10 protein-coding genes are annotated in these 15,011 nt (G+C 37.9%); 5 read left to right on the top strand and 5 right to left on the bottom strand.

What is annotated here, in order from left to right:
• Window positions 1-150: 150 nt before the first annotated feature.
• Entirely contained in the window at window positions 151-3,561 is a 3,411-nt protein-coding gene (locus tag DUT68_RS08085; RefSeq protein WP_113637342.1) for a TraB/GumN family protein, read from the top strand.
• A 99-nt stretch (window positions 3,562-3,660) separates the two neighbouring features.
• Here DUT68_RS08085 and DUT68_RS08080 read toward each other — a convergent pair whose 3' ends face one another.
• The 4 genes from DUT68_RS08080 to DUT68_RS08065 all read right to left on the bottom strand — a co-directional run bounded on the left by DUT68_RS08080 (window position 3,661) and on the right by DUT68_RS08065 (window position 8,853).
• Window positions 3,661-4,020: a hypothetical protein gene (locus tag DUT68_RS08080; protein ID WP_157960802.1), complete on the bottom strand. Its 360-nt coding sequence runs from the start codon at window positions 4,018-4,020 to the stop codon at window positions 3,661-3,663.
• A 77-nt stretch (window positions 4,021-4,097) separates the two neighbouring features.
• Window positions 4,098-6,548 carry a TonB-dependent receptor gene (locus DUT68_RS08075; protein WP_113637339.1) on the bottom strand — a complete coding sequence of 817 codons (2,451 nt, stop codon included), beginning with the start codon at window positions 6,546-6,548 and terminating at the stop codon, window positions 4,098-4,100.
• 309 nt (window positions 6,549-6,857) lie between these two features.
• Window positions 6,858-8,465, bottom strand: coding sequence for a PspC domain-containing protein (locus DUT68_RS08070; protein ID WP_113637337.1), 1,608 nt, complete (start codon window positions 8,463-8,465; stop codon window positions 6,858-6,860).
• A 46-nt stretch (window positions 8,466-8,511) separates the two neighbouring features.
• Entirely contained in the window at window positions 8,512-8,853 is a 342-nt protein-coding gene (locus DUT68_RS08065) for a PadR family transcriptional regulator (RefSeq protein WP_113637336.1), read from the bottom strand.
• A gap of 1,174 nt (window positions 8,854-10,027) precedes the next feature.
• Between DUT68_RS08065 and proB the strand changes: the two genes are divergently transcribed.
• The 3 genes from proB (at window position 10,028) to DUT68_RS18320 (ending at window position 12,758) form a co-directional block, all read left to right on the top strand.
• Window positions 10,028-11,104, top strand: coding sequence for a glutamate 5-kinase (proB, locus tag DUT68_RS08060; protein WP_113637334.1), 1,077 nt, complete (start codon window positions 10,028-10,030; stop codon window positions 11,102-11,104).
• A 60-nt stretch (window positions 11,105-11,164) separates the two neighbouring features.
• The gene (locus DUT68_RS08055) at window positions 11,165-12,403 is read left to right on the top strand and encodes a glutamate-5-semialdehyde dehydrogenase (RefSeq protein WP_113637333.1); all 1,239 of its coding nucleotides are present in this window, start codon (window positions 11,165-11,167) and stop codon (window positions 12,401-12,403) included.
• 193 nt (window positions 12,404-12,596) lie between these two features.
• The gene (locus DUT68_RS18320; RefSeq protein ID WP_157960801.1) at window positions 12,597-12,758 is read left to right on the top strand and encodes a hypothetical protein; all 162 of its coding nucleotides are present in this window, start codon (window positions 12,597-12,599) and stop codon (window positions 12,756-12,758) included.
• Here DUT68_RS18320 and DUT68_RS08050 read toward each other — a convergent pair whose 3' ends face one another.
• Window positions 12,759-13,901 carry a putative sensor domain DACNV-containing protein gene (locus DUT68_RS08050; protein ID WP_113637331.1) on the bottom strand — a complete coding sequence of 381 codons (1,143 nt, stop codon included), beginning with the start codon at window positions 13,899-13,901 and terminating at the stop codon, window positions 12,759-12,761.
• Between the two features lie 342 nt (window positions 13,902-14,243).
• Here DUT68_RS08050 and DUT68_RS08045 point away from each other — a divergent pair, with 342 nt between their 5' ends.
• On the top strand, window positions 14,244-14,957 hold the full coding sequence (locus DUT68_RS08045) for a pirin family protein (protein ID WP_113637330.1): 714 nt from the start codon (window positions 14,244-14,246) through the stop codon (window positions 14,955-14,957).
• Window positions 14,958-15,011 lie beyond the last annotated feature (54 nt).

Raw genomic sequence — 15,011 nt, 5'->3', positions numbered from 1 at the left:
TATTTATCTACCGAGAAAACCACTCTCAAAAACTTAATTGCTAGTACTTTACAATACTAAATAAAGCTTCGGAAAGCCGCAGCAATATCTTTGTTATTCAGATTTTGTTTGTATATTCAATGATTTTTAACAAACAAGCAATACATCTAAATGACCACTTCTAGCCCAGCTCTATCTAAAGCCTCGCTTTTGAAATTACTCTTTTCCCTTATCTTATCATTCTCCTTTTCCACACTAAGCGCCCAAAAACCACAACATGAATTACTCTGGAAAATAAGCGGGAAGAACTTAAAAAAGCCTTCGTATTTGTTTGGAAGCATGCATGTGAAAACCAGGGCCGCTTTCAATTTCAATGATTCTCTAATGCGGTCTATCAACAAAGCATCAGCTTTTGTAATGGAACTACACCCCGATTCCATGTTGAATAGCATTTATGCTACCGGCCTTAAAGATGAAATTGATTTTGAATTAACGGATGAGCAGAAATTGGTGATAATCCAGCGTTTCACTGCAAAATATGGCATAGCCCCTAATGAAGAACAACTAAAAAACCGGTTTTTGATTGATGTGCTTTTACAGCCGGAAACGGAAAAGAAAGATGACATGCCTACCTTTTTAGACATGTATTTATATGGCATAGCTAAATCTTCCGAAAGGAAAATTTACGGTTTGGAAAAAACCGAAGATCAATTAAAAGGCTATTTCAAAAATAAAGACGACATAGATAAGCTCATTGAACTTGATACGAACGAGGGAAAAACACAGTACGATGCACTGCTAGATTTATATATTAAAGGCGACCTGAAGGAAATCAATTCTTACGTTAATCAATTTCCGGATCCTCAAATGAATAAGCGAAACAAAGTTATGTTAGCCGGAATTTTAGACCTCCTAAAACGCGAAACTTTATTTATTTGTGTTGGAGTGGCTCATTTGCCAGGAGAAAACGGATTGATCTCGTTATTAAAAAAACAAGGTTACCAAGTAACGCCAGAAACTGCCTCATTTAAAAATTCAGCAAATTTGCCCAACATTAACCCACTAAAACTAAAATGGCAAACTTATGAAAATGATATCTATAAGGTATCACTTCCGTCGGCAATTCCTATTGTAAAGGAAACAGTTGATAGTAAAAGCATTATTTATCCTGACTTGTTGAGCGGCCTGGTGTTTTCGGTTGTAAGTTTTTTTACTTCCAACAATACAAAATTAACTCCTGATAGTGTTGCAAATTACATGATAAAAACCGGAGAAATCACGCTGAATGCTTCAAAAAGATTTACTAGAAATGGTGTACAGATGCTCGAATATAAGTATGAAAAAAGCGGCAAGAATGCTGTCTCCAGAATGTTTACGCAAAACAATTATTTTCATACGCTAACTATCGAAGATTTAAACGAACAAACTGATTCGAACTATGTGCAATTATTTTTCGATTCGTTTGAAGCAAAAACACCTACAGACAACACCAAAAATTGGGCTATTAGAACAAATTTGGAAGGAGCATTTTCGGTAAAAACTCCAACTGAGCCTAAAATACAAGAAGTGCCAACGCAACCAGGACAAAAAGCTGTAGGAAATATTTATATGGCAACTGATTTAGCAAGTGGCTTCAATTACATGTTTAAGTACACAGATTTCCCGGAAGGTTATTATTTAGCAGATAAAAACGTGGTGTTTAATGCTTTGGCTAAGCAACTTGGCGAAAAAGGACAAATGCTGGCAGAACCCACAGTGATATTCAAAAACGGCCATGAAGGAAGAGCCCTGAGCGTTGAAGTACAGCAAATGCGTATGGATATAGAAGTTTATTTAAGGGGGAATAGGCAATATGCATTTATTCGACAGAATATAAACGGAAATCAAACAGCAGAAGATGACTTTTTTAAATCGATTACCTTTTTACCTTATCAAAAAGGTGAAAGCACGCTATTTACTTTAAAAAATATATCCACTACTTGGCCAGGGAAACCTAAACCTTCGCCAGCACAAAAGGACGACGAAGATGAAGTAGGCAATTTTGTAATCAACTTAATCACTTATCAATATACCAACAACAAATCGGGTGCTTTATATTCATTAGAACATTCGGAGATTAGCAAATATTATCGAAACCCATCGTCAGATTCACTACAAAATTTATTTATCCGCCATTTAAGCACCAATTTAATTGATCTGGTAAAAAAAGATATTTCGTTAGGTGAAATTAAAGGTATAGAGATGGTAGGTACCGATACCCTTAGCAACAACACTAAAAAAATCAAATTTTGGACACAGGACAACCATGTTTTGCTACAGCAAATGGTTTCTTCCAAAGAAGACGTAGCATCAGCAGATGCAAATGCCTTTTTTAATCAGACAAAAACCACTGGAAAGCCGCTTTTATTTGACTTGAAAGCATCTAAAGCCAAACTAATTGTTGATGATTTGAAGAGCATTGATACCACGACGCATAAATACGCAAAAGGAGCATTTCAATTTTATAGCTTCGAAAAAGATGAATTGCCAGCCCTTTACAGTGCTTTCAAACATCCTTATACTGACGATACTTCCTCAACCGGAACAAAACGATTAATCATTGAAAAGATAGAATTGATAAAGGATAAAGATGCCGTCCCGGTAATTAAGTCGTTTTACCAAGATAATAGTCTGAGCGTTGATAATAGAGCTAGACTTTTAAAAAGTTTAACAGTAATTGATAGCACTACTTATGATTGGTACTTTGACGAGCTGCTTAAATCTGATTTCAAACTCAGTGATGATGTTTCTTTGTTTGAACCTCTGCAGGATTCTGTCAGTTACGTTGCCAGTCGGATGCCGCAATTTTTAACATTGATAGACAAACCAAATTACCGATACGATGTGTTGAATGTAGTAGATATCATGTTAGATGCTGACAGCGTATCTACTTACAAAGAGCTGATTTCAAAACATGCAAAAACAATTACCAAACATGCAATAAACGATTTGGATGAGGAATTAAAAGCAATTGGCAATGATAGCTTCCCAATGAAAACCTACCAGTATTTAGGCATACTTCCTAAAATAGATCAAAAGCTGTTGGACGAATTCACTAGCAAACTATTAAATATTGATTCTGCTGATTACTTGAAGTCTTACGCTGTAAGATTAAGGGTAGAGAATAGACTCCCTGTTAGCCAACCTATCATTATTGCACAGCTTGATAGCCTTTCTAGCAGGTACGACATCATGAAAGCATACCATAAAATTGGCGAATTGCACAAACTGCCTAAAAAATACTTGGAACCGAGTGAATTTTGCAAGGCTTTAGTGTACGATTATGTTTCTGATGATTACGAGCTAAGCGAAATTTCGTTAGTTGGGAGTGTTGAATACAAAGGCAAAATATCTTACGTTTACAGCTTCAAAATCAAAGGCGAGGAGGACCCGGTAAATTACATTGCCATAGCCGGAGAATTCGAAAAAGGTAAACAGAAAATTGATTTTGAAAATAATTTTGCCTATTCGAATTTCGTGGAAATAGAATCAGACTGGAAAACTCAGGCATTAGCAATGATTAAAGAGGGAGAAGAAAAATAAGCTACTTCATTTTAGCATTACGAAGTGCACTGCATCTTCGTAATGCTAATTGGATTAACTCCAACAAGATGTTGCAAGCTTTAGCTTTTCATTACAGCACTACTCCAAAGCTTTTTTTACCTGTGCGCTAAGTGTATCAAAGTACTTACGGCCGTTCATATTATTTCTTTCCAATAACATCTCCATTTCAAGCTTGCCTGGGTTGTATTTGGTATAAAAAACAGCACCGTTACTCAATTTTAGTTCTTTTCCCACGCTCAAGTTCTGATTTAAAAGCAGGCTGTCTTTCCCCTTAAAAACTTCTTTCAAAACGGCATCAAATTTAGGCTGCTTATTTTTCGGATACTTAGCCGAAAGTTCGAAACGTTCATTTGTCTTTTTAACTTCTACCGAAGTACTTTGTTCATTGCAAGCCATTACTGTAAGGGTCATTGCAAAAAATAAAAATATCTTTTTCATGTTGCTATTAGTTGTCAGTTTAAGGAATTAGGCAGCAGTTTTAGTCACTACGGTTTACAACTAGTTCCTAATCGCTATTATCCTCCGGTTCTACCTTTAATATCGTCCAAAGCAGTTTTCCTGTTCCTTGCCGATTTCACCTGCTGGTTGCCAAATGCGTAATTCAAACTAAAAGAAGCTCTTCGGCTTAAATAATAGTTTTTAATGTTCATATCAACGTTTTGATACTGCATCCTTCCCTCCCAATGGTTGGTAGCAAATACATCATCCACCGCTAGTCGCAGTTTAAGTTTATTTTGCATCATTGTTTTTTGCACTCCAAAATTTAAAGCGTATTGTGCAACTGTGGTCTCCTCAACACCTCTAATCTTTGGCGAGTCAAACCAAAAACTTACCTCGGCACGCAACGTTTTTGAAAATGCAATAGATTGTGAGGTATTGAAATTAAATGAAACTTTGGCTCGTTGATAAGCTGCCCCAACCAATGTACCATCTTGGTAATCTTGATACATTGCCGAAAAATTATTTTGCATGCTCCACTGCTTAGTTATCTTTAACGGAACATAAAGGTTGGCGCTGTACAAATCTGCTTTACCGAAGTTTTCTCGCTGTACTTCTATCTGTTTAGTTACATCATTTTGTCGACTTACTTGCGTAATCATACCCCTCACATTGGCATAGTTTGCAGATAACGAAAATTCTTTGAAGCTGTACCCAAACTCGTAATTATCTGTAAATTGTGCGTTTAGATACGGGTTTCCACTATCGATGGTGTATGGATCCAAATATTGCACAAATGGGTTTAGTTGCTGATAGTTTGGCCTGTCAATCCTCCTACTGTACGAATAGTTGAGACTGTGGTTTTTGCTTAACTGCTGTTTCACAAAAACCGAAGGGAACAACGAGATATAATTCCTATTTACCTCTTTATTTGAAGTTACCGAAGTGCCTGTGCTATTGGTATGCTCAGCTCTTAAGCCCAGCTGTAATTCCCATTTTTTCCAACTTTGCGACAGGTTAGCATAAGCTGCGTTGATGTTTTCTTTGTAAATGAACAGGTTCGATCTCCCTAAAACATCACTCCACTGACCATTGGCCAATTGTTCCGAAACAAAATCATTATTTGTTTTTACAATGCTACTTTTTAATCCGGTTTCAAACTTTAATGTTTTTGAAAAGGGCCAGGTAAAATCTGTTTTTGCAGCCAGCACGTTAATTTTAGCGTTTACAATATTGCGCAAATTAGAGGCATTAGTTTGTTGCAATGCGGCATCCAAGTAAAGCGCATCAAAGCTATCGTTCCTGTCTAACCCGTAACCCGCATAATCTAAGTCAAATGTTAATGTTGCGTCTGCTTTGTCTAAATCGTGTTTAATATTAAAATTAGAAGTAATGCTGCTAAACTTGGCTTCAATGCCATTATTTTGGTTGATGAAACTAAGTTTCTTTGTGCTTTGCTGATATTCGTTGATATTCGCACTGCTAAATCCATTTTGTTCATTATCAACTGTACCTAGCTCTACCATTACACCCAATACTGTTTTTTTGGAGGCGTAGTAATCTGCGCCAAGCTTACCCGAGTAGCCAGAACCTTTTTGACGTCTGTTAAAAGCCTGATCAAATTTCGTTACAGTACTGCCCACGTTAGCAGTTCTATCCAACAAAGTTTGGTTATAGCCCGTACGTGTATTGTAAGATGTATTTCCAAAAATATTCCACTGCGCAGCCCTATAGTTCAAATTCAAATTGGCACTATGGCGATATAAATCTGATGGACCATTTTTCACATCTCCTAAACCTGTATTTGCCGAAATGCTACCATTTGTACCATAATTTTTATTGCGTTTCAACTTAATATTGATAATCCCGGCGTTACCGGCAGCATCATATTTAGAAGATGGATTAGTGATCAATTCGATGGTTGCCACCTGATCACTAGTCATGTTGCTCAAAACGGTATTAATATCTGTTCCCGAAAGGAAATTAGTTTTACCATCAATCATCACAGTAATACCAGCCTTATTATTCAGCTTAATTTGTTCGCTTTGCCTATCAATCGTTACGCCAGGAGCTTTCTCTAAAAGTTCCAAAACGCTATTTCCAGTGGCGGTAATGTTATTCTCAACATTAAGCACTGTTTTATCTGCTTTGCGTTCCACAAAAGGCTTTTGCGCTACCACACTTACCTCCTTCAATTGCTTACTAACACTTTGCATTTTAATTGCCTGCATTTGCAAATCATATCCATTAAAAACAAACTTGGCAGAGGCATAATTTTGATAACCTACCATTTTAACCTGCAACTGGTAAGTACCAGCATCAACCGCAGAAAACTGATAAATGCCATCTAAATTAGCAGCGGTTTGCTTGGTATTAGCAGTATCTACTACATTCACTAATTTCACCAAACAATAGGGTAAAGCCTCGTTGTTTTCGGCAAGCAACTTACCGCTAATTGTGCCTTTTTTTTGGGCAAAAGCTGTCCCCCACGCCATAAGGCATGCCATTATCAAAAGTAATTTTTTCATTGTGCTGTTTTCTTAAAAGAGGTCTCTTACGGAAGTCAATATCCTTCGGGAGACTATTATCGTTTATCAGTTGTTTATTAGGACTTATAAATCAAGCATCAGGTTACACCTCAATTTTTAATTAGCGCTAGCCAAATCAATATTGTTAAACCAATTGGCTACCTACAACTTAACACACTCAATTAAAGCAGGTTAAGCACCTATTTAAATTCTCAAAGTAGTAAATGATCAGGCAATACCATCCCCATCTCCATTATTGGAGTTATTTTTTTAATAAAATGATTTAGTTATTTAGTTGTTAAGGATTTCTTATTCGTTCTCCTTCGGATGATCCAAATCGTATTTACACTTCAAACCATCTTCGGTCATAACCCACTCACGGTAACCATTGCTTTCTGAATTATCTGTGCTGCAACCGTAAACGTATTGATAAAAGCTCCAGTACCTATCGTTATTTTCGTTGATTAAAACTTTAGCACCTACCGGAAGTTTCAAGGTTAAATGCACATGCTGGCCACGCCAAGGGCTGTTTTGTTTAAACTGGATTGCCGGATTAAAAACCAGTGCCGAATCTCGCTGCAAAAATTTATAGTTGATATTCTGTGCATTTTTCAAAGCAGTTTCGAAATTTCTTCCCTGCGCTTTGTAAGTAGCAGAAATAGAAGCTTTCCCATCATAACTTTTTTCAATCTCAAAACTTACGTTACGTGGATTTCTAAAAGGGCCGTTGTCAAAATTCTCTACCACGGTACGCTTGCCCATGTCCATATCTTCCAAATGGTACCTAATGCTATCTTGCTTGTTAAATACCATGCTCTTATCCACATCAATCACATAAGTTTCAAAAGGTTTTAAATCAGTGTGCTGCACCAATTCTGCCTCCTCCTTAAACTCACCGAAAATTTTTGCTGTGTAATAACCTGTAGTACCTGCACCAACCAACCAAACAATCAACAATCCAAACCAAACATATTTGCTAATCTCTATCCTGTTGTTTACTACTTTAAGCGCAAACAGCACCAAGGCCAATACAGGAACAAAAAATGTAAGGAAAGCATGGAAAATCAAGCCATCTCTAAACGGCGTATTAATTACATTCAATGGGAAACTTTGGTAGGTATTTTCGTCCCAAAAGCCAAGTAGCATTCCTAAAAAAACAATTAGGGTAATCATCATTCCAAAGCCAAAAACAATAAAGCAAATGGCCATAGTTTTTCCAAAAAACTTGAAGATACCTCTAAGCAAGCGGCCAAACATCCTAAACAGCACTACCAAAAAGTTGCCCGATTTTTTAACGGCCGGTCCAAATTGGTCATTTGCCGATTTCATGTTAGCTTTAAGTGCGGCCAATTCCTCATCGAAACTTTTTTTGTAGCCATACAAATTAGTAGCCTCACCTTTCATCTGCATTCTTTCCGATCTGCTAGCTGCTCTAGGAACGGCAATCCATAAAATCAGATAAACCAATATCCCCGTACCACCTAAAAAGCTAAGCAAGAAAAATGCTAATCTTATCCATCTCGCTTCTACATTCAAATAATGTCCCAAGCCAGCACAAACACCAGCAGCTACACCATCATGTGTATCTCTAAAAAGTCTTTTAACACCAATGTAATTAATATCTCCTGCATCGTTTAAGCTTTCCTCTTCATCATCCACAAAATCCTTCACACTACCCATTTGAGTAATTACGCCATGTACATCGGCAACGTCAATCACCTGTTTCTGACCTTTTTGTAAAATCTCCGCAAACATTTCGGCTATACGGTTTTCAATATCCTTCACAATTTCAAAGTCGTCAGCGTTTTTAGCAAAATGCTGTTTAATTTCGTTAAGGTAATTCATTAGTATTTCATAAGCTTCTTCCTCAATGTGGATAATGGAATTGCCTATATTGATGATAATCGTCTTATTCATATCTGTATGCTTTAGCAGCAGCAAGCCACTGCATGGTTTATTTTTATTAAGTTGTTGGGTTAGCTCCTTGTTGTGATGTGGTAATGGCGTAAACTAGCTCCTGCCATGTAGTGTCCAGTTGGGTTAAAATTTGCCTGCCCTCTGGCGTAAGCACATAGTATTTGCGTGGCGGACCAGACGTGGACTCTACCCAATTGTAACTCAACAATCCATTATTTTTCAACCGGGTAAGTAACGGATACAAGGTACCCTCTACCACCAGAAGTTTTGCCCTCTTCAATTCGGCAATTATATCAGACGCGTAAATCTCTCCACGGGAGATGATTAAAAGCACACAGTACTCGAGTATGCCTTTGCGCATTTGGGTTTGCGTATTCTCTGCTATCATAATACAAAGATATATGTTAAATAATGTACTATGCAATACATAGTACTATAAAAACATAAACAAAATTAATAAATAGTTGTAAATCAGCTATTTAATTTTTAAATTATTTTTTACAAATATTTAAAGCAGCGAATTTTAATGTATTTGGAAAGCAAATTCAGTTCATTTTGGCTTAGGCAGCCCCGCTGTTCGTTGCAATCTTTTTGTTTAACCATCCTGTCATTCCCAAGTACGAGGGATCTATTGCTGAACAGCTTAAATCAAATAGTCCCTGCCGTTAATGAGAAACAAAAAGTATTTCCACTTTCATCGGGTTTATTTAACAAAAGCTTGTACCTACCACTTGCATTCTAAAATCAGTAAACTTTGCGTCCCCTACGCAACTCTCCAAAATCTTTGCGGTTAAAAATAAACTAACGCAAAGGAGAAATAAGAAATCGCTAAGAACGCTAAGCTTCCAACTTTGCGTCCCCTGCACAACTCTACAAAATCTTTGCGGTTAAAAATAAACTAACGCAATGGAAAAAATAAGAAACCGCTAAGAACGCTAAGCTTGCAACTTTGCATTCCCTGCGCAACCCTACAAAATCTTTGCGGTTAAAAATAAATTAACGCAATGGAAAAATAAGAAACCGTTAAGCTTCCAACTTTGCGTCCCCTGCCAACTCTCTAAAATCTTTGCGGTTAAAAATAAACTAACGCAATGGAAAAATAAGAAACCGTTAAGCTTCCAACTTTGCGTTCCCTGCGTAACTTTACAAAATCTTTGCGGTTAAAATAAACTAACGCAAAGGAAAAATAAGAAACCGTTAAGCTTCCAACTTTGCGTTCTCTGCGTAACTCTACAAAATCTTTGCGGTTAAAAATAAATTAACGCAATGGAAAAATAAGAAATCGCTAAGAACGCTAAGCTTCCAACTTTGCGTTCCCTGCGCAACCCTCCAAAATCTTTGCGGTTAAAATAATAACGCAAAGGAAAAATAAGAAATCGCTAAGAACGCTAAGCTTCCAACTTTGCGTTCTCTGCGCAGCCCTACAAAATCTCTGCGGTTAAAAAAACCTAACAAGCACTCTATGGCAATCAACTCCAAAAAACCAAACAACTAACAACCAAAAAACCAACAACTATGAAAAACCCTACTTATTTGGTAGATTAGCAATTCCAAACAAGATAATGGCATTACAGTACAAAAAAATAGTTGTTAAGATAGGTTCTAACGTAATTACGCAAGCTAATGGCTTACCTGATAACGAGCGCATTGCTCATTTAGTAGATCAATTAGCATCCATCAAAAAACAAGGAATTGAAGTCATACTCGTCTCCTCTGGTGCTGTAGCTTCGGGGCGAAGTTTAATTAAAGTTAGCGAAAAACAAGACGCCGTTGCTACCAGACAGTTACTTGCCGCCATTGGCCAGGTAAAACTCATTAACACCTATGCCGCCTACTTCGATAAGCATGATATACAGTGTGCTCAGGTATTGGTAACTAAGGAAGATTTTAGGGACCGAGTGCATTACCTCAACATGAAAAACTGCATCCACATTTTACTACAAAACCAGGTAATTCCGGTAGTAAATGAAAATGATGTGGTATCTGTAACTGAGCTAATGTTTACCGACAATGATGAGCTAGCCGGCCTTATTGCCTCAATGATGAACGCCGATGCGCTTTTTATTCTTTCCAATGTAAATGGCATTTACGACGGCGATCCCAAGCTGGAAAGTTCTAAAGTGATTGAAAAAGTAACGAGCAATTTTACCGATCTGAGCAATTTTGTAAGTTCTGGCAAATCTCAATTTGGCAGAGGTGGCATGATTACCAAAACTACCATTGCACAAAAAACTGCCAAACTGGGCATTAACGTACACATCACTAACGGTAAAACTGCAAATGTATTAACCGATTTACTACAAAATAAAATAGTTCATACCCATTTTCCTGCAGATAAAATTAAATCTGGGCAAAAAAAGTGGATTGCACATGCAGAAACTGCCGCAACTGGTGCTGTACAGCTAAACAATGGCGCTAAACAAGTACTTACTTCTGGCAAAGCAACCAGTTTGTTACCCGTTGGCATTATCGCCATCAAAGCTGATTTTCTAAAAGGCGACATCATTAAGATTTTAGATGAAGACGAAAAGTTAATTGGCTTAGGAATTGCAAAATACAGCTCTGATAAAGCCAAAGAGCGAATTGGTCAAAAAAACCAAAAGCCGCTAGTACATTACGATTATTTTTATGCGATTTAGTTGGCAAGTAAGTTGAAAATAAAATACCTGAAGCCTAACCCCTAACACCTAGACACTAGAATGAACTACTTCGAAAAAGCTAAACAAGCAACCAGAAACATCATTTCTTTAAATAAAGAAACAATTAATTTGGTGCTTGCTGATTTAGCGAATGCGTTAATAGCAAACAGTGATTTTATCCTTATTGAAAATCAAAAAGATTTGGACAGAATGCCGAAAACAGACCCAAAATATGACCGTTTACAATTGACAACGGAACGTATTGCGGCAATTGCGGATGATGTAAAAAATGTAGTTGGGTTGGCTAATCCGCTCGGAAACGTAATTAACGACCGTACTTTGCCAAATAATCTCTATATCAAAAAAGTTCGCGTACCGTTAGGCGTGGTTGGCGTAATTTACGAAGCTAGGCCAAATGTTACTGTTGATGTTTTTTCTCTATGTTTTAAAACCGGGAATATTGCTATTTTAAAAGGTGGCAGTGATGCGGAATTTTCTAACCTAGCCATTGCAAAAGTTATCCATGAAGTATTAGAAAAACACCAACTTAATAAAGCTATATTAACTTTATTGCCGGCAGATAGAACTGCGACCGAAGAACTGTTAAATGCAGTAGGCTATGTAGATGTGCTTATTCCAAGAGGCAGCCAATCGTTGATCAATTACGTGCGCCAAAACAGTAAAATCCCTGTAATTGAAACTGGTGCAGGCATTGTACATACATTTTTTGATGCTTCGGGTAATTTAGCAAAAGGGCAGCAAATTATCGCCAATGCAAAAACGCGTAGAGTGAGCGTTTGCAATGCGTTAGACTGCGTTTTGATACACCAACATCGTACAAATGATATTGCCGAACTTCTATCGCCTTTGGCTGAAAAAGAAGTAGAGCTTTATGCCGATGAAACCAGTTATGCGCAATTAAAAGACTACTATCCAAACCAACTTTTACATCAAGCTTCCCCAGCACATTTCGGGACCGAGTTTTTATCCTTAAAATTAGCTGTAAAAGTAGTACGAGATATTGAAGAGGCTTTGGAACACATAGCCACCTATAGTTCAAAACATAGTGAAGCCATCATTTCGGAAGATGCAGCAAACATTGCATTATTTCTTAACCAGGTTGACGCCGCAGCGGTTTATGCCAATGTATCAACAGCATTTACAGATGGTGCACAATTTGGCTTAGGTGCTGAAATTGGCATTAGCACACAAAAACTTCATGCCCGTGGCCCAATGGCATTGGAAGAACTAACAAGTTATAAATGGTTGGTTACAGGTGACGGACAAACTAGAAGCTAACTGTATGAATATTAACTCACTGAACTGTTGCATGTTTCAAAAAACAGACAATAACATTGCTGCATTTTGAGGAAACTTACCCGTTAATATACGGGTATCCAAAAATAAAATACTTAAAAACATTAATTATCCACATATCCACAATAATTGGCTTCGTCTTTGTTTGTAATTGCTTATAAAAGGAGGACGAGTTATGATTGCAAACCTACATCAAGCAGCTACCAACGTAATTTATGGAGTTAGAGAGCAAAAAGCTACTAAACCCTCTACTTATAGGCAACGTGTAGTAGCGGACCGCATCGTAATGTTAGTCCTACTAATGTTTGCCATAGTTGTTGGGGTATTTACCGCTTAATTACAACAGCAGCGCATCAATGCGTTGAGCTTGTACCATTTTTAAAGATTTCGACCAACTGAATACCGTAAAATGCCCATCTTGTGAGGCAACTAGCGCCAATGCATCTCTTTGATCAAATACAAATTGAGCAGCTGATAAGTGCCTTGTGCCACCAATTTTAGCCGGATGTACCACTAAAGCCTCCGCATTATTGATGGGTTCGGTGTAAGAAATTTGCTGGATATGCTCGCTACTGTTTGATCTGCCAGTTTTGGCACCAAATGCTAAAAGCTCATATTCATCTGTAATTATCGTTGCGCCATCAACCGCCGTTAACCCAGCTAAGTGGTCTATTTCCCTTTTCAAAGCTGTTTGCCAGAATATCTCACTCGAATCATCTCGATCCCTACGTACCAAATCTGCCAAACCTTTAAATGCTGGTGTTAAAGCATAGCTAATGGGATGAATTACAGATTGCTTCCAATCGTCCTTATCTTGAGGCACTACAAGTACCGCCCCGCCCCTGCCATGGGCACGCATCGAAACTGCTAATTGGATGAGGATGTTTGCGGCATCGCTCCAATAACTTTCTGCTGTTAAATCAAGTAACGACAGTAAAATACTAGGACACTCCCCAGTTTTAGGTGCATTTTCGTTGACAATTTTAATTTGATCACCCTTCAGAACAGCTACGTTGGTAAATTTGCCAAAGCCAGCCATCCTACGGTGCTTAACCACCAATAATGCCGGTTCTGATACATCTACTACGAAGCAGTAATTAGGAATATTCAAGGTAGTACCCCACACGTACAAATCATAACCATCGTGCCATACACCAATGTGAATACCGCCACGCTCAACACCGGGTGCCAACTTGGTCAATACGTTTGGATTCAAAGGTAGATTCTGCTTAAAAAGCAAAGGTTTGGTTGCTTGTTCGGGCGGTAAAAAAGCAATAGAGATTTTAGGCGAATGCCCTTCTTCCTTACGCAAGCTACTCCAAAAAGCAGCATCCAAAATGGCTTCTATTACACGGGCGGGCGGCTGTGGCGCCAAGTCTATTTCGCCTTTGGCACTCGCTTCGGCCAAATGTTCGGCAAAGTGAGTTTCGATGGTAGGTGCAACAATTTGCGCCGCCTGGTAAGTAGCCCTGTTGATCATGTTACTAAGTTATCTATTTGGTTTTGCAAAATACGACTTTCCATGAATGAATGACTATTGAAAGACAGTTTGGTTGTTTAGTTGTTTAGTTGTTTAGTTGTTTAGTTGTTTAGTTGTTTAGGTAGGAAAGTCAAAATAATTAAAGGTTTAAACTCTCCCTAAATATATTCGTACCTTGTATGTCCATTTTTTTTGACTTTTGACTTTTGACTTTTGACTTTTGACTTTTGACTTTTGACTTCCCGACTTCCCGACTTCCCGACTTCCCGACTTTCTTATCCTACATCAATAAACAACCCAAAAAACGCTTGTAAATTTGTATCAACAAAGGAGAAAAAAATTATGGCACAGACCGTATTACACACAGCCGACACTCGCGGAGCCGCAGATCATGGCTGGTTAAAAAGCTTTCACTCTTTCAGCTTTGCTGGATATTACAACCCAGATCGCGTACATTTTGGCGCATTAAGGGTACTAAATGACGATTTTGTAACTGGAGGGATGGGTTTTGGGGAACATCCACACGATAACATGGAAATTATCTCTATCCCATTGGAAGGAGAACTACAACATAAAGATAGCCTGGGGAATACTGCCACCATTAAATCGGGAGAGATACAGGTAATGAGCGCAGGAACTGGAGTTTATCATTCCGAATACAACCCGGATGCAGCTCATCCTGCTAAGTTTTTACAAATCTGGGTTTTCCCAAATAAAAGGAATGTAACACCAAGATATGATCAAATTACCATCGATGCCACCACCAGAAATGAATTTGTACAGGTATTATCTCCTAATGCAGATGATGCGGGCGTATGGATCTATCAAGTTGCTTGGTTTAACATGGCCAGATTTGATGGTAACACCACCAAAACGTATCAACTGCACAAAGAAGGTAACGGCGTTTACATCTTTGTATTAAAAGGAAGCCTTAAAGTTGATGGCAAAGAGGTTAACACCAGAGATGGATTTGGAATTTGGGACACCGACCAATTTGAAGTTACCGCAGGTACAGATGCAGAGTTTCTTCTAATGGAAGTGCCAATGAAATTTTAAGTTAATTAAACCATAGATGCACAAATATTTTTCAGGGATAGGAATAGATTTATT

This window comes from Pedobacter zeaxanthinifaciens (assembly GCF_003313335.1).
GTDB lineage: Bacteria > Bacteroidota > Bacteroidia > Sphingobacteriales > Sphingobacteriaceae > Pedobacter > Pedobacter zeaxanthinifaciens.
This window is presented reverse-complemented; position numbering and strand designations above follow the sequence as displayed.

Excerpts from the sequence above, each read along its gene's own strand:
- DUT68_RS08085 (WP_113637342.1), top strand. The coding sequence starts at position 151 with ATGACCACTTCTAGCCCAGCTCTATCTAAAGCCTCGCTTTTGAAATTA.
- DUT68_RS08080 (WP_157960802.1), bottom strand. The coding sequence starts at position 4,020 with ATGAAAAAGATATTTTTATTTTTTGCAATGACCCTTACAGTAATGGCT.
- proB (WP_113637334.1), top strand. The coding sequence starts at position 10,028 with ATGGCATTACAGTACAAAAAAATAGTTGTTAAGATAGGTTCTAACGTA.
- DUT68_RS18320 (WP_157960801.1), top strand. The coding sequence starts at position 12,597 with ATGATTGCAAACCTACATCAAGCAGCTACCAACGTAATTTATGGAGTT.
- DUT68_RS08050 (WP_113637331.1), bottom strand. The coding sequence starts at position 13,901 with ATGATCAACAGGGCTACTTACCAGGCGGCGCAAATTGTTGCACCTACC.
- DUT68_RS08075 (WP_113637339.1), bottom strand. The coding sequence starts at position 6,548 with ATGAAAAAATTACTTTTGATAATGGCATGCCTTATGGCGTGGGGGACA.
- DUT68_RS08065 (WP_113637336.1), bottom strand. The coding sequence starts at position 8,853 with ATGATAGCAGAGAATACGCAAACCCAAATGCGCAAAGGCATACTCGAG.
- DUT68_RS08045 (WP_113637330.1), top strand. The coding sequence starts at position 14,244 with ATGGCACAGACCGTATTACACACAGCCGACACTCGCGGAGCCGCAGAT.
- DUT68_RS08070 (WP_113637337.1), bottom strand. The coding sequence starts at position 8,465 with ATGAATAAGACGATTATCATCAATATAGGCAATTCCATTATCCACATT.
- DUT68_RS08055 (WP_113637333.1), top strand. The coding sequence starts at position 11,165 with ATGAACTACTTCGAAAAAGCTAAACAAGCAACCAGAAACATCATTTCT.